The sequence below is a fragment of the Marinobacter excellens LAMA 842 genome, from assembly GCF_001574445.1.
In the GTDB taxonomy this organism is placed as follows: Bacteria; Pseudomonadota; Gammaproteobacteria; order Pseudomonadales; family Oleiphilaceae; genus Marinobacter; species Marinobacter shengliensis.
The window spans coordinates 1-14,687 of the sequence record NZ_LOCO01000005.1 but is presented as its reverse complement, the minus strand read 5'-3'; the positions used below and the strand labels follow the sequence as shown (position 1 = coordinate 14,687).

At 58.1% G+C, this 14,687-nt stretch carries 16 protein-coding genes and 1 pseudogene; 8 read left to right on the top strand and 9 right to left on the bottom strand.

Annotation, left to right across the window (positions count from 1 at the left end; genetic code table 11):
• Positions 1-278 (bottom strand): annotated as a pseudogene (locus J122_RS22635) (type 1 glutamine amidotransferase domain-containing protein); the annotation flags it as partial.
• A 174-nt stretch (positions 279-452) separates the two neighbouring features.
• Here J122_RS22635 and J122_RS06105 point away from each other — a divergent pair.
• The 3 genes from J122_RS06105 (at position 453) to J122_RS06095 (ending at position 3,363) form a co-directional block, all read left to right on the top strand.
• Positions 453-1,220, top strand: a complete 768-nt coding sequence (locus tag J122_RS06105; RefSeq protein ID WP_061331191.1) for a substrate-binding periplasmic protein — start codon at positions 453-455, stop codon at positions 1,218-1,220.
• On the top strand, positions 1,217-2,599 hold the full coding sequence (locus J122_RS06100) for a ribonuclease J (protein ID WP_061331190.1): 1,383 nt from the start codon (positions 1,217-1,219) through the stop codon (positions 2,597-2,599). Before J122_RS06105 ends, J122_RS06100 begins: the two co-directional genes overlap by 4 nt.
• Before the next feature lie 71 nt (positions 2,600-2,670).
• Complete coding sequence (locus tag J122_RS06095; RefSeq protein WP_061331189.1) at positions 2,671-3,363, top strand: cytochrome b/b6 domain-containing protein; 693 nt, start codon at positions 2,671-2,673, stop codon at positions 3,361-3,363.
• Positions 3,364-3,377: 14 nt separating this feature from the next.
• Here J122_RS06095 and J122_RS06090 read toward each other — a convergent pair whose 3' ends face one another.
• A complete protein-coding gene (locus tag J122_RS06090; protein ID WP_061331188.1) occupies positions 3,378-3,842 on the bottom strand; it encodes a c-type cytochrome in 465 nt (154 codons plus the stop codon).
• Between the two features lie 137 nt (positions 3,843-3,979).
• Between J122_RS06090 and J122_RS06085 the strand changes: the two genes are divergently transcribed.
• Positions 3,980-4,408, top strand: coding sequence for a hotdog fold thioesterase (locus tag J122_RS06085; protein ID WP_061331187.1), 429 nt, complete (start codon positions 3,980-3,982; stop codon positions 4,406-4,408).
• On the opposite strand, the gene J122_RS06080 is transcribed toward J122_RS06085, so the two are convergent.
• The 4 genes from J122_RS06080 to J122_RS20115 are packed head-to-tail and all read right to left on the bottom strand — an operon-like array spanning position 4,389 to position 7,853.
• Positions 4,389-5,150 (bottom strand): hypothetical protein, encoded by a 762-nt coding sequence (locus tag J122_RS06080; RefSeq protein WP_061331186.1) that lies wholly within the window; start codon positions 5,148-5,150, stop codon positions 4,389-4,391. The two genes, J122_RS06085 and J122_RS06080, sit on opposite strands and share 20 nt — an antisense overlap.
• The gene (locus J122_RS06075; RefSeq protein WP_061331423.1) at positions 5,140-6,066 is read right to left on the bottom strand and encodes a metal ABC transporter solute-binding protein, Zn/Mn family; all 927 of its coding nucleotides are present in this window, start codon (positions 6,064-6,066) and stop codon (positions 5,140-5,142) included. The genes J122_RS06080 and J122_RS06075 overlap by 11 nt, the downstream gene beginning before the upstream one ends.
• Positions 6,056-7,171 (bottom strand): hypothetical protein, encoded by a 1,116-nt coding sequence (locus J122_RS06070; protein WP_061331185.1) that lies wholly within the window; start codon positions 7,169-7,171, stop codon positions 6,056-6,058. Before J122_RS06070 ends, J122_RS06075 begins: the two co-directional genes overlap by 11 nt.
• Positions 7,172-7,214: 43 nt before the next feature.
• Positions 7,215-7,853, bottom strand: coding sequence for a DUF1826 domain-containing protein (locus tag J122_RS20115; protein ID WP_082780506.1), 639 nt, complete (start codon positions 7,851-7,853; stop codon positions 7,215-7,217).
• 235 nt (positions 7,854-8,088) lie between these two features.
• Here J122_RS20115 and J122_RS06060 point away from each other — a divergent pair, with 235 nt between their 5' ends.
• Positions 8,089-8,925 carry a substrate-binding periplasmic protein gene (locus J122_RS06060; RefSeq protein ID WP_227510082.1) on the top strand — a complete coding sequence of 279 codons (837 nt, stop codon included), beginning with the start codon at positions 8,089-8,091 and terminating at the stop codon, positions 8,923-8,925.
• On the opposite strand, the gene J122_RS06055 is transcribed toward J122_RS06060, so the two are convergent.
• Positions 8,920-9,879 (bottom strand): GGDEF domain-containing protein, encoded by a 960-nt coding sequence (locus J122_RS06055; RefSeq protein WP_061331183.1) that lies wholly within the window; start codon positions 9,877-9,879, stop codon positions 8,920-8,922. The two genes, J122_RS06060 and J122_RS06055, sit on opposite strands and share 6 nt — an antisense overlap.
• Before the next feature lie 165 nt (positions 9,880-10,044).
• Here J122_RS06055 and J122_RS06050 point away from each other — a divergent pair, with 165 nt between their 5' ends.
• Complete coding sequence (locus J122_RS06050; RefSeq protein ID WP_061331182.1) at positions 10,045-10,719, top strand: hypothetical protein; 675 nt, start codon at positions 10,045-10,047, stop codon at positions 10,717-10,719.
• A 70-nt stretch (positions 10,720-10,789) separates the two neighbouring features.
• Positions 10,790-11,254, top strand: coding sequence for a YchJ family protein (locus J122_RS06045; RefSeq protein ID WP_156471718.1), 465 nt, complete (start codon positions 10,790-10,792; stop codon positions 11,252-11,254).
• Positions 11,255-11,304: 50 nt separating this feature from the next.
• Here J122_RS06045 and J122_RS06040 read toward each other — a convergent pair whose 3' ends face one another.
• Positions 11,305-12,186 (bottom strand): LysR family transcriptional regulator, encoded by an 882-nt coding sequence (locus J122_RS06040; RefSeq protein ID WP_061331180.1) that lies wholly within the window; start codon positions 12,184-12,186, stop codon positions 11,305-11,307.
• Positions 12,187-12,279: 93 nt separating this feature from the next.
• Between J122_RS06040 and J122_RS06035 the strand changes: the two genes are divergently transcribed.
• Entirely contained in the window at positions 12,280-13,053 is a 774-nt protein-coding gene (locus J122_RS06035; protein WP_082780505.1) for a cation diffusion facilitator family transporter, read from the top strand.
• Between the two features lie 27 nt (positions 13,054-13,080).
• Here the strand turns inward: J122_RS06035 and J122_RS06030 are convergent, their stop codons facing one another.
• Entirely contained in the window at positions 13,081-14,430 is a 1,350-nt protein-coding gene (locus J122_RS06030; RefSeq protein ID WP_061331179.1) for a CHAD domain-containing protein, read from the bottom strand.
• Positions 14,431-14,687 lie beyond the last annotated feature (257 nt).

The window sequence follows — 14,687 nt, the reverse complement described above, 5'->3', positions numbered from 1 at the left end:
TGGTTCATGTCCACATCCGCCAGTTTTTTCGTGCTGGCGAGCATTTCACGGGCGTGAGTGTCGTCCATGAAGCGGCGGGTGGATTCAGTGAGGGCGTCTTCGGCTTCACTGTTGGGGTCTACCGGCGGCTGACCGCCTTTAGGGGACGCGAGGGTAATGTCGGCGCCTGCGTCCTTGAAGACGTAAAACGGTGACGTGAACTCTTCCAGCCAGAAGCCTGTCTTGTGGCCGGTATCGCCCATTTGGTCATGGGAAGTCAGTACCATCAGTATCTTCATAGTGGTCGATCCTTGTGTCGGAGTTCAGAAACGAGTTTGATGTGCCTTACCCCGAGACCTTGTGACGGGATGGCGATATTTCAACAGGGATTACGGTTACAGGTAGGTTATGGATGCTGCGGCCTACTATACTGTCATCGTTTTACACTCATTTGACCATGGATTGAGGCCGAAATGGACGTGAGAAACACACCGCTGTGGCTGGCATCTTTACTGCTGGCGTTCTCCTTGTCAGCACAGGCGCAACAGGGCACGGAAACCGTCGAACCACTCACGGTGACCGTCGGGGTGAACCATTCTCCGCCCTACCGAATACTGGAAGCCGGTCATAAAGGTGGCCTTTATCTCGAGATTTTCGAGGAAATTGCCGATCGCCTTGGCTGGCAGGTGCAGTACCGGGAAGCGCCGTTCCGGCGTGTTCTGCTGATGCTGCAAAAAGGGGAAGTGGACGTGATGCTGGGGCCGCTGAGAACCGACGGTCGCGAGGACTACATGACCTTCGTTGCCCCCGCTTTCCCGCCGGAGCGGCGTCTTTTCTTCTATCTGGACGCCGAGCACAGGATCACCCGCTACAGCGATCTATACGGACGAACGGTTGGCGTCCTGGATGGCGCCACCTACTTCAGCCGGTTTGATCGCGACAGGGATCTGATCAAAAAATCGGCACCGCACTACGAGAACCTGATGCTGATGATGGAAAAAGGCCGGGTGGATGTGGTGATCGCTCCGGAACTTGTGGGCCTGTACACCATCCGGCGATTGCAACTCCCGGCGCAGGTATCTCCGTTTTTTGTGCCGGGCGAACGTTCCTGGATTGCGGTGTCGGATAAATCGCCGGCCCTGAAGTACGCCGACGACATTCGTGCTGCCCTGAAGCTGATTGAGCGTGAGGGCATTAAGGAGAATTTTGTGTTGAAGTACCTGGAACAGCCCGCTCAATGACCCCTGACCACAACGATTTATGGTTTTTGCCCCTCGGTGGCACGGGTGAAATTGGTATGAACCTCAATCTCTATGGTCACGATGGCCAGTGGTTGATGGTGGACTGTGGGGTGACCTTCCCCAAGCGGGGCCGTATCGCGGCCGATGGCACCGTGCACCATCGTGGTGAGCCACCGGTGCAGATGGCAGACCCGGCGTTTATCGCCGACCGGCGGGACAAACTGGCGGGGTTGATCATTACCCATGCCCACGAAGATCACATCGGCGCCGTGCCCTATCTCTGGCCACTGCTGCAGTGCCCCGTCTACACCAGCCGATTTACCGCTGAAATCCTGCGCCGAAAGCTGGCGGAGTTTGATCTGTTGCATCGGGTACCGATCATCGAGGTGGACACCGGAGAGCGCCGGCAGATCGGCCCGTTTAATGTGCAGTGGCTGGCACTCACCCACTCGATTCCCGACCCCAATGCCCTGATGATCCGCACCCGGATTGGCAACATTTTCCACAGCGGTGACTGGAAGCTGGATGATAATCCGTTGGTTGGTCACGGTTACACCACATCCACGTTTACCGATCTGGCGGAAGAAGGTGTGGCCGCCATGGTCTGTGATTCCACCAACGCCACCGTGCAGGGCCACTCGGTGTCCGAGGCGGCGCTGCACGAAGGCCTGCGGGACCTGATTGCGGTGGCCGAGGGGCGGGTGATTGTCACCTGCTTTGGCAGCAATATTGCGCGCCTGCACACGCTGGCCAGTATTGCCCGGGAAACAGGCCGCTACATGGGATTGCTGGGCCGCTCGTTGGTAAACATGAGTGGTGCGGCCAAGGCTACGGGGCTTTGGCCGGGCTCAGACAAACTGATCAGCCCCGCACACCTGGGTTACCTGCCGCGCCATGAGGTGCTGGGTGTGGCCACCGGTAGCCAGGGAGAACCTCGAACCGCGTTGCGGCGCCTTGCCCAGGGCAGCCACCCGGATTTTGAGCTGGAAGCCGGTGACACGGTGATTTTCAGTGCCCGTGCAATACCCGGCAATGAAGAAGCCATCGAGGCGCTGATCAGCCAGCTGCGCAAACTGGGGGTGATTGTCATTACCGCCGAAGACGCCGGTGCACCCATTCATGCCTCAGGCCACCCGGCACAGGATGAACTCAAGGCGATGTATCGCTGGGTTCAGCCCCGCATTGCCATTCCAGTTCATGGCGAGGCTGAACACATGGACGTACATGCCGACCTTGCGAAAGGCGCAGGCGTGCCCAGGGCCATGGTTGGCCGTAATGGCGACCTGTTCATGGTGCGGCCAGTACCGGGCATTCGGCGTCAGGTTGTCGAAACCGGGCGGCTGGGGTGGCAGAAGCAGGAGTTGGTCAGGGTCTACTGATGGTTGCAAGGAACTTAGTAAGCTTATGATGGTCTATGTCGCCAATCCGTGAGTGACGCAAGGGAATGAAGATGACCACTATTCGATTATGGGATCTACCGGTCAGGCTGTTTCACTGGTTGTTGGTGTTGGCGGTGATTGGCGCCATCGTGACCACCAAGCTCGGTGGCAGCTGGATGGCGTGGCATGAGCGATTTGGCTTGCTGGTTGTGGGCTTGCTGGCGTTTCGTATCGCCTGGGGCTTTCTGGGTTCCAGTTACGCCAGGTTTACCCGTTTTGTACGCGGCCCCGGCGCTATCATGGCCTATCTCAAAGGCCGGTGGCAGGGCGTGGGCCACAACCCGCTGGGTGCTTTATCGGTTCTGGCCCTGATCGGCCTGTTCGGTTTTCAGGCCGTGACTGGGTTGTTCGCCAATGACGAAATTGCCTTATACGGCCCTCTGTACCCGCTGGTGTCGTCAGATCTAAGCGGCACCTTGAGTGGCTGGCACCGGCAAACCGAATGGTATCTGTACGGCCTGGTGGCCCTGCATGTGGCAGCGGTGATGTTCTACACCCACGTCAAGAAAGACAATCTGGTGAAACCGATGATCACCGGCAGGAAAGTGGTCTCACAAGGGCGCGCCGAAGATGCTAAAGGCGGGGGTGCGATGGCATTCGTGGTGTCTCTGGTGCTTGCACTGGCGGTGGTGTGGGCGGCCAGCGGTGAGCTTGTATCACCACCGCCGGCACCCGCACCTGCACCCCAGGATCTGGGCTGGTAGGTTAACTGCGCTGATTAGTCGGCGCGGAAGTTGTCGTGGCAGGCCTTGCAGGTTTGCCCGACAGCACTGAACTGGCGTGCCAATGCACCACGGTCACCAGTGGCAGCCACTTCCTGCAGTTTGTTGGCTTCACGAACAAAGTTGGTGCCGACTTCCCGGACTTTGTCCGTTTGCTGGAAAAACTCAGGCTTCAGGCGAGTATTCTCTGCCTTGTCCATGGCGGAATCCGGGCTGTAGAGAGCGCCCATGCCGGAGTTGGCAATGGCGGCAATGGCATTGGCTGCCGCTTTCATCTGGTCTGCATTGAATTCCACATCGCCATCAACCGCCTGGGCTTTGATCTTACCCATGTTCCAGGCCATGAACTGGTAGCCAGCCTGGCGTGCTTCGATCTGGTCTTCCACACTCAGTTGAGCCGCTGCGGGCATGGCAAACGATGTGGCAAGTATGGCGGCGGCAATCACACCGGTTTTTTTCATCTCAGGTCCCTCTCTTTTAGTCTGATTGGTTAGGTTACCAAAATGCTCTATAAAGGCATGGTTATGAGCATCCTACCTGTATAGACTCATTGCTGACAGTTATAACAGACCAAAGTTCAATCTGGAGAATTCCGCATATGGCGATCTGGACAGTAAACCCGAACCTGGAACACATGGCTGAGGCAAGTAAAAACACCGCCGTCAGCCACATGGGTATTGAATACCTCGAAATTGGTGACGACTACGTGAAAGGCCGCATGCCGGTGGACCAGCGCACCGTGCAACCGTTCGGCATCCTGCACGGTGGATCTTCCGTGTTGCTGGCAGAAACGCTGGGCAGCATGGCCGCCAATTGCTGCCTGAAGGACAAGGGCACGGTGGCGGTTGGTCTGGACATTAACGCCAACCACATCCGGCCTGTGACCGGAGGTTGGGTATACGGCACCGCCCGCGCCCAGCACATTGGCAGCACCACTCAAGTCTGGGAAATCCGCCTGGAGAACGAGCAAGGCAAGCTGACCTGCATTTCCAGGCTGACGATGGCGGTTACCAAGCGTCCCGGTTGATGGGTTTGCGCGCCAGCACCGCCGCACTGGCACAGGTGGCCATGGCAGCGATAACCACGGTTGGCCCGGCTGGCAGATCCTGCCAGGCCGAGATCAGAAGCCCCAGACTGTGGCCCGCCAGGCACGTCAGTATGGCGAAGACAATGCTGGTGCCACGCAGGTGTATCAGTAGCAGTGGGGCGGCAATCAATGAGGTGAACACCACATAGATGCCGGCCAGGTCGACCGTCAGTGTGATGGCGATAGCGAACATTGGCAGGAACAGCCAGCCCCTGTAACTCTGCGGCAGGACGTATTGCCAGACAAGCACGGCCAGTGCCAGCAGCACCATCGGGGCCAGCACCGTGGGTGTGGTCCAGAGCAGATCTCCGTTCAGGGTATGGGCAAGCCGCTGTGCGCCGTGGGGGTCCTGGCTTACCAGCAAGGTGGCCAGGCACGCGCCCAGTGCGTAGAGCAGGCCAATCATGGCTTCACGATGCCGGGTCAGATACCGCAACACCAGGCTGACCATGGCAACGGCCAGCAGGGCCAGGGTCAGGCTCCCGGAAAGGCTCAGGGCAGGGCCACCGGCGGGGAACAAAGTGCCGACCAGCAAAATGCCGAGCGCCGCCCACTGGGCGATCGCCAGATCCGCAAATACCATACCCCGCTCAAGTACCCGGTTGCCCAGAGGCACCAGGGCGATTGCAGTCAGCGCGCTGGCGGTGAGTGCCGGCCACATCCAGCCCCACTCATTCCACATTCGTTGGCTCCTGATGATTCAACAGTGTGTCGACGATCAGGTTGATAACCTGCTCCAGAGTCTCTTCACCCGGTTGGCCGGTGACGGTGCCAGGTAGCACTATCGCCGGTACGCCGGATTGTGAGGATAACCACCGGGCCGGACGATCATCCTGATAGGAGGCGACGATAATCACGCTGGCACGAGCCAGGTCCGGGGTGGCCAGTACGTTCCGCAGGTGCGCGCTGCCGGGTGGTAAGCCGGGTTTTGGCTCCAGGTCGGCAATGACCTCGATGCCCAGCCAACGCAGCAGATAATCGAAGGTGGAGTGCTGGGTAACCACACCGGTCCCGGCCAGTTGCCGGGCGGCAGAACGCCAGGACTGGCGTTGCTGGTTCCACTCTCCCCGCCACCGAATGTACCTCATTTGAATCTGCGCTTGCTGATCGGGGACCAGGGCAGCCAGTCGTTCGGCGAGGGCATCGGCAACCAGGGGGATGGCGTCCGGAGACAGATGCAGGTGCGGGTCGCCCTCTGGATGGACGTCCCCCATGCTGCGGTCAACGTGCTCATGACTCTGATGCAGAGGAGCATGGTCGGCGGCAAAGAACAGCCCCTCGCTGCCGGGCTGGATCTTGCGATTGGCCGCCCTTGAGATCAGCGAAGGCAGCCAGCCGGCTTCCAGCGACGCACCCGTGCACACGGCCAGGTCGGCTTTACGCATGGCGGCAATCAGGCTGGGTCTGGCCTCAATGTAGTGCGGGTCTTGCCAGGCGGTGGTCGCCGTGGTGATGGTTGCATCCGGCAGCAACGCCGAGACCAGGCTGGCCCACTCTGGTTCGCAGGCGAACACATTCAGACTGGCGCTGGCCGGCACGCTGGCAAACGCCAGCAGCCAGCCAAACACCCATGCCAGGCGGTTGGGCTTAGAAATCATGGGCACCATGAGCTCCGAAGGTCATCACGTACTGCAGGGTGACGGTGTTGTCCGCGTCATCGAAACCGTGAGCACTCTGGTGCGTGTACTGCAGACGCAGAGTCGAGAAGTGGGACCGGGACCAGGCCAACATCACGTCGGTTTCTTTCAGTTGCTGATCGTGGAAGTGGTCACCGTGGGCTTCCTTGAGATCCACCCGGCCATAGCGGGCACCGACAGACCACTGGGGGGTAAAGCGGTAGACAGCGGAGGTATACCAGCCCTGGTGGTAATCTGAGGAGCGGGCATGTTCGTTCAGTTCGTCCGCGTACAGGTATTCGCCGCTGAGCGTCAGCTGTTGCTGGCGGGTGTTGCCATCAGGCGACCATTTCCAGACCAGGTCGGCGATATAGAGGTTCTCGCCGGTGTAGGGGGCGGCATGGCTGTGGTCGTGATCACCGTGGTCATGATCATGGTCATGATCGCCGTCATGGTCACCATGAACCTGGCGGTTGTTCAGATAGGACAGCCCGGCCTGCCAGCTTTGTGACACGCCGATGTCGCCACCGAAACGAGTGTTGACGGTGTACACACCAATGTCTTCGTCACCTTCCGTCAGGCGATTGCCGTTGAAAGCTTCCGCCCCGATCTGCCAGAAAAACGGTGTGGGCATCAGCAGGTTGACCCGCAGGCCGTCGTCGAAGTAGTGGCTTCCCAGAAGAGCCCGATAGGCTGCGGGGCGCTCGACAAAGTTGTCTTCATGCATGTGGCGACTGTTCAGGTAGCCAACTTGGGACAGGAAGCGGCCGCCCCGAATGCTCAGGTTCCAGGGCATGCCGGTGGTCTGCAGGTAGGCTTCTTCCAGTGCCACTTCGGTTTCGCCGTGATGTTCTTCCAGGACGGCGGTCAGGCGGCCTGCGAACAGATCATCAATTGGGGCAGACAAAGACAGCTCGGTGTGCCCGAGCCCAAAGCCTTCGTCCCGGTGGGACAGCGCGGTGGCGTTCTGTTTGTAATAACCATCCAGAACCACGCTGATGTCTGGGTTCATTTCATTGGCCTGGGCCGACGCAAATGGCACCAGCAATGTGGAGAGTATGCTGGCTTGAAGACGGTTAAACTGCATAGATGATCCTCACTATATAAATGTTATAACATTACGTTTATGGTCAAGAAGAAAGCCAGTCCAGCCCAACGACCAGGCGGGGCGTTCCATTCGGCTGCGGTGAACGATGCACCAGTCCCCGGCCCTCATTGCCCTCCCATGCCTCGCCCTTCAGAAGGGCGACGGCGGCAGTGGGTATGGTTTGAATTCGATCTGAGGGAACACTTTGCTCTGGCAGAGGGCCTTCACCAGCAGGGCGGGTAACGAGGGGGTCTGGTAGCCACTCGGTTCCCGGCCCGCGGTAAGTGCAAAGCAGCCGCACCGGTACCCGATCCACATGAAATCTGGGGCACATAGTGTCAGCCAGAACATGTATGCGAAGACCTATCGCTTCAGGCTCAAACAGGCACTGATACATCTCTGCCAGCTCGTCGACATCGGCAATCCAGTGGTTGGAACCTTCGATATCAAGAGCCCACCCGGGCAATGCAGTGGCCGCACTTTGCCCACGTTCGAGGCTGACGAAACGCTCAAGGTTCCCCGCGCGGTTACAGAATTCATTTACGAATGCGGCCCAGTGGTTGTTCCGGGGTCTCTGCCAGACGGCCAGGTTAACGTTGTCACGGAGTATTTCCGCAAGGCACTGTACGTTTTTCCCGTGGACACTTAAGGAGTGTTCGAGGTTATGAGGGTGTTGTGTCATCGCTGGAACCTCTTGGTCTGGCGAGAGAAGCCGAATCCGGGCTGACAATGTTATGTTATAACATATGAATTGTGAAGGGCTGACATGAATTGGCGAAACGGGTTTGAGGAAGTTGACCGGGGTTTGAGAGATATCAAGTTTTCAGCCTGCCGGTCGGCAGGATCGGTGATACACTCAAATTAGTTCATTTTATCAACCAGTTTGCAGCGGCTGCTTTCTCGCATCAGGAGACTGTGTGTCAATCAAAGTGACGATTGGTGGGGCCATGACAAGGCTCGTGCTTGCCTGCTTGATGATGGTGTCGGTAAGCCATCACGGGGTCGCGGCCGGAGAGCCTGAAAGGTTCGTATGCACCACACTCTTGGCCAGTGGTAACCCTCAGTACCCACCTCTGCTTTGGCGTTCAGACCGGTCGCCCGGGGAGCTGGTTGGCGCTATACCAGCATTTTTGCGGGAGCTGACAGAGCCGCTCGGAGTTAAAGTTGAGGTTCGGGACAAGGGTTCCTGGGCCAGGGTGCAGCATCTTGCAAAGCTGGGTGATCTTGATCTCGTGGCCGGCGCCTTTATGACATCGGAGCGCATTGGTTATATGGATTATGTGTTGCCTGCGATGACTCACTTATCCACCAGCGTCTGGGTGCTAAAAGACCGGTCTTTTGAGTATCGCCATTGGCCGGACTTGTTGATGAAGCGGGGCAGCACCCTGATCAACAACAGTTTTGGTCAGCGTTTCGATCAATACGCAAAAGCAAACCTGATGATCGAGGGGGTGCGCACGATAGAGCAGTCATTCCTCATGGCGAGGGCGGGCCGAGTTGACTATGTGTTGTACGAGCAACTTCAGGGGCAGGTGAAACTCCAGAAGCTCGGGCTTGCCGGCGATTTTATTGCACTGGACCCACCGATTTCGAGGGAGGGGCTGTTCTTTGTGTTTCCGAAAGGCTCACCGTGCAATTCAGAATCCTTCAGGGAAGCTTTTATGGAACGGCTCTCGCACCTGACGGTGAACAGAAGATTGCCAGCGCTTATCGAGGAATATAGGGCCCGGTACGTTGGCAATCAGGGCTTATAGCGGTGCATCGAGGTTGACCTGACAACGTCCAAGCTCTTTCGAGCGATAGAGTGCCCGGTCTGCTCTGTGTAGCAGGTCTTCCAGGCGCTGGTCTTGCCGCCCCAGACTGGTGATCCCGAAACTGGCGCTGATCTGGATTGCGCAGCCCCGATAACCTACTGTGAGGCTGGTCAGCGCACTCAGAAGTCGGTGAGCGGTATCCAGAGCTTCCTGCTCCGTGGTTTCCGGGAGCAGGAGTGCGAATTCTTCGCCGCCCATCCTGGCAAGGATGTCATAGTCGCGGATGTTCTCCCCAAGCGTTGAAGATACCTTGCGAAGCACCTCATCGCCCGCCTCGTGACCATGGGTGTCGTTGACTTGCTTGAAATGGTCGAGGTCCATCATGATCAGTGCCATCGGGGACTGTTGTCGCAGGGCGCGGCTGAGTAGCTGATTGCCAAACTCAAAGAACGCCCGGCGATTCCTGAGCCTGGTCAGTTCATCCTCGAAAGCAGCGGCACGAGCCCGCTCATGGGCTTCGTGTAACGCCAGCTCCATGTTCTTTCGTTCAGTTATGTCGGTTGCAATCTCCAGCCTCGCCAGCCGACCATCGGTCCACTGAATAGCCTGGTCCCGGCACTGGTACCAGCGTTGGTCGAGCTGGTTCTGGAACTCCCAGACATGAGGTGCGTTGGCGGTGCCGTCATCGGCGACAAGCAGGTCATTCGTGCAGAAAGAGCAAGGGCCGTCGCTGTCTTGCAGCGCCTGCCAGCATTTGCGGCCGTCTATGCTGCCCCAGATGCGGCGGCCGTAGGCGTTCATGTAAAGTAATTCGTGGGTCTCGAAGTCAGACACATAAACCAGGGCATCGAGATTGTCGAGCACGGCCTGCAGGCCCTCGGCGGACGTACTGGTGTCCGGAACCGGTTTTTCCGGTTGGGCGGGTAGGTTGATGGATGGTATCCCGGATCTCATTGGTACTTTTGTCTTCGTTTGATTTTTAGCCAATGTGTTGCCGAGTATGGCGTTTTTGGCCGTCGCCTGCACCCGGAATCTGTCCTATTCTTCGGCTTGTACCTACGATTACCTGACGACCTCGGATGGTGTTCGTCAGAGATAAAACGTTTCAGGAGCAACGGTATGGGGCATCGATCTTTGCCACTATGGTGGTTGGCGTTTGCAGCGGCACTGATTCCCTTGCTGACGATCCACCTGACCTTTGCCGTGTCGGTAATAGAAGGGTATGTGTCGTGGTGTGTGCCGTATTGGGACAGCTGCACCAGCATCAGCCGAACCGGTCGCCACGGTACCGCTTATTTCATTTTTAAGGGGACCATGCTGCCGGCAGCACTGCTGGGGATTTTGTTCTGGTGGCTGAACGGTCTCTGGTTGCGCCAGCTTGGTGTTCAGGCTCGGCGCGTTGCCTGGATTCCATGGCTCGGTTTGATTGCCTGTGCTGCCCTCGCCTTTTATACCCTGGCGCTGGGCCATGCGGGAGACGGTTTTAACCTGACTCGCCGTATTGGCGTTGTTCTGTATTTTTCATTCACCTATCTGTGCCAGTTGCTGGTCAGCGCCTGCCTGATGAATCATCCGAGGTGGTACACCTCCGGCCTGCGCTTGTTACGTCTTTGTCAGCTGACGCTGGCAGTAGGCATTCTCTCGGTGATTCTGACGGCGGTGGTACCGGACTGGTACAGCCAGAAAGACGATGCCTTTGAGTGGGTGCTGGCGCTGCTGATCAACCTGCACGCGCTCTGGCTGGCTTTGCTGTGGCGGCGCAGCGGGTTTCGGGCGCGCCTGTGGGCAGATTGACAGCCACGGGGACAGCGCGGGCTTGTCTTGATAGACTGCCGCCCAAACGAACTTTTCAGAGCCTTCCACCATGACTGTCACTGCATCATCAGACCCTTGTCCCTGCTGCAGCGGCAAGGCCTACCGTGAATGCTGCCAACCCTGGCATTTCGGGCAGCCGGCGCCCACCCCTGAGGCGCTGATGCGCTCACGCTATGCGGCGTTCGTGCTGCGCAATCCGGACTACCTGCTGGCCACCTGGCATCCGGATACCCGGCCCGGGGAGCTGGAGCTGGAACACTCTCCGGACTGGGCATCGTTACAGATTCTGGATGCCAGTGAGCAGGGCTCCCGTGGGCGCGTTCATTTCCGTGCGGTCTACTGGGCTGGAACCGGTTGGGGCTATCTGGAGGAGGTTTCAGACTTTGCGCGGGTAGACGGTTGCTGGTACTACGTGGCCGGAGAAACGAGCGAGGGTAGCCTCAAGCCCGGCCGCAACGAGCCTTGCCCGTGTTGCAGCGGGAGAAAGTACAAAGCCTGTTGCATGAAGAGGTGACCAATACCAATCAGGCATGTCGGTGGAGTAGACTCTGACCTATCAGGCCTTCAGGCCATCGTCTCCAGATAGGCTTCCAGTTCGTTGGCCAGCCAGCCTACCACGGCGCCGCCCTGGGCTTGTTCTGACTCCAGGGCACTGAACACCTTCCACCAGCGCGCGCTGCGGTGGTGGATGGTTTTCAGTTGTTCTTTCCGCAGTGCCTCAGCAATTAACGGTAACGGCAGGTCCGCCCAGCCGGCGCCGTCCATCACTGCATCCCGTATCAGTTCGTACTGGGTAAACGCCAGGTAGTTGGCGGTTTCCGGTGAGTCTGCCACCAACACTGAATCCTGCATGTAGGCAATGGTGATTTCGGTTTGGCTGATCAGATCATCCTGGGTTACCCGTTTCAGTTGGCTAAGTGGATGCTCGGGCGCAGCGACGGTCAGCATGCGCACGTCCGCCAGCTCGCGGAACCATTGGTAGCCCTCATTCATCAATTCCGGCATCAGGCCGTAGGCGACATCCACCGACTGGTTGCGGACCAGAGAGGGCAGTTCTCGAGGAGGGGCAAGATAAATCGACAGGCTGGTTTGCGGAAACCGCTGTTTCAGGCGGCGCAGGATGTCTCGCCACACGTCCTCGGGAATAGCATCGTCCCGGGCGATGCGCAGTACCGATTCGGCACCGCTCAGGTGGTGCTGGCAGCGGGCCTGTATCTGGCCGGCGACCTGATCGAAGCGCCGGCAATCGGTGAGAATGGACTGGCCGATGGAGGTCAAATGCAGCTGGTTGCCGCTGCGTTCAAACAATTCAACCCCCAGCTCGTCCTCTAGTGAGGCCAGCACGGTGCTGACCGTCGTCCGGCTGCGGTTCAGCTCGCGGGCGGCCGCGGCAACGCTGCCGTTCCGGACCACGGATAGAAAGGTTTTAATCTGGGAAGTTTTCATGCTTATCTCGTTGCGCCGGATTTTCCGTCGCTCAGCGACTCACGCCTTCGTGATGATGCCAATAATATGGCCGGCAATTCTCAGGAGGTCAAAATGTTTACTTCTCTGGCGCGGGAAAATATGGCGCTGACATTATCTGCGGCCGGTGCGGGCTTGTTTGCTGTCGTCGGTATCGGCTGGGGGCTTTGGGTTGATTCCCTGGTCATTCTTTTCGATGGCGCCTATTCACTGATCAGCCTGGCGCTGTCCCTTCTTTCTCTCTATGCCGCTCGCCTGGTGCGTCGGCCGGCAACCGAAGATTATCCGTTTGGTTTGGGTGCGGTGGAGCCGCTGGTGATTGCGGTGAAAGGCCTGGTTATTGCCCTGGTGTGTGTGTTTTCGCTGGCGTCGGCGGTGGTCTCGCTGCTGCAGGGGGGGCGTGCGGTGGCTGCCGATATGGCCATGGTGTTTGGTGCTGTGAACGTAGTGGGCTGCCTGGCGGTGTGGGTTTACCTGCGCTGGTCCAGCTTTCAGAATGACTCCGGCCTGGTCAGGGCCGAGCAGCGACAGTGGCTGATGGACAGCGCCCTGAGTGCCGCCGTGATGATCGGTTTTGCCGCCGCCTGGATGCTGGAGAGAACTCAGTGGTCAGAGCTGGCAGTTTACGCAGACCCGGTGATGATGCTGGTGATCTCGGTGTATTTCATGACCGTGCCGGTGAAGATGATTCTGGAGTCGGTGCAGGAGTTGCTGCTGGCGGCACCCTCGGAAGATGCCATGGGCGATATCCAGGATACCCTGGAAGATCTCGGTTTGAATCCGGATAGCGTGAGAGTGGCCAAATTGGGGCCGAACCTGCTTTTGGAAGCTCGTATGGTCAGAATTTGAGAAGGGTGCTTTGACATCAGCTCGACATCAACCGGCCTTCAGCCCGCCGATGGACAGAATCAGTCTGCGGGTGTCGTCCTTTTCGACGGCCAGGTAGTCCAGCAGGGCCTGAAGCGCGCCGTTTGGATCGTCCGGGTGGTTTGAAGCAAACCGGCTGACCAGCTCAATCTGGACATGCAGATCCTGGAACCGGCCATAGAGATCCTGGCGCTTTCGAAGGGTTTTGAGGGCGGATTTCCAGCTGTCGATGTCCAGTTCCATCAGGTAGCGGATGCGCTTCAGGAGCTTGCGCAGATTGTGGATGTCCTCGTCTGGCGCGTCGTGCAGCAGTTCTGCGGTTTTCCGATTGAACATTCGCAGCCTGTGTTCAACGCTGTTTTGAATATCCCCGGTGCTGAGCTTGTCGATGAGTTTGCGGAACTGCCGTGACTGCAGCTCGTTTTCCCAGCTGTGCAGACTCTGCCGGTAGCGCTTGCTTGCAAGCCGTTTCGCCAGCTTTTTCTGTTCCTTATCCACCCGCGCGCAGACCCATTGCTCCAGTGCCCGCAGGAGTTCTGGCTGGTTACTGCATAGCTGCGGCAGATCCTGGCTGAATACGTGCAGGTCCCGCAGGTTACTCGTGGCCTGGGCGTGTCGTTTCAGGTGGGAAATGTGGCTCTTCAGTGATTTGTTTCCGGTCACCTCGGCCAGGGATTCGGCCACGGCGCGGCTACGACGAAGGGCAATGCGATACTGGTGGAGAAATTCATCATCCAGGCCGAGCATCACACCCCTGTGTAACTGGTTAAGACTCTCGGCCTGCCCCAAAAGCACTGACGGAGTGTCTTTGATCGTCGCTTTGCCGGCGCTCTTATGCCGTTTCTGATTCTTGCGATTGAACGCCTCGAAACTGAAATCCACCGGGGTCAGAAAGGTTTCAAGCCGCCCCTCCCGGTTGCCGAGTTTGCGCCAGTGTTTGATTGGCAACCGTATGTGGATAAAGCTGGCCGTGGGGAGTTCAAACGGTGCGTGCGGCACCAGGGTGGCTGCCAGCTCCATCAGCGCCGGGTTGTGCCCGACAATGGCCAGGGTTTGCGACTGATCGTCGCAGTTCTGCAGCCACTGTAATAGACGCCGGTAATCAAAGGTATAGAGTTCCGGGTTGGTGTAAATCTGCGCTTCAGAAATCGAGGAAGGCAGGATGCCTTTCAACGTTTGTTGGGCGCGCAGGGCAGGGCTTGCGTGAATCTCTCCTGCCATGGCCCCGTAACGCAGCAGTGCCCGCCCCAGCGGTGCCAGCTGCTGCTCGCCTCGTGGGTTAAGCGGGCGGTCCTTGTCGCTGAGGTTGTCGTTATCCCAGCTGGATTTGGCATGGCGGATGAGAAAAAGGTGTTTCACGGTGAACTCTCCCCGGCACGGCTGACATGAAACTTTAGTCTGACACAAGCTCAAGTCGTTTACATGACGGCCGATACCCGAACTACCTGAAAGGCTTGATACAAATGGCCTGGCAATAAAGTCGACATGTTTGTACCTACTAATTCGAAATAAAGTAAGCGAACATTACCCGGAGATATAAGCCAAATCCGGATGGCCAAAAAACGATTTCAATAGTCGTGGCAATTTTTGCAAACGTCGAAGCTGCCGGTAAACAG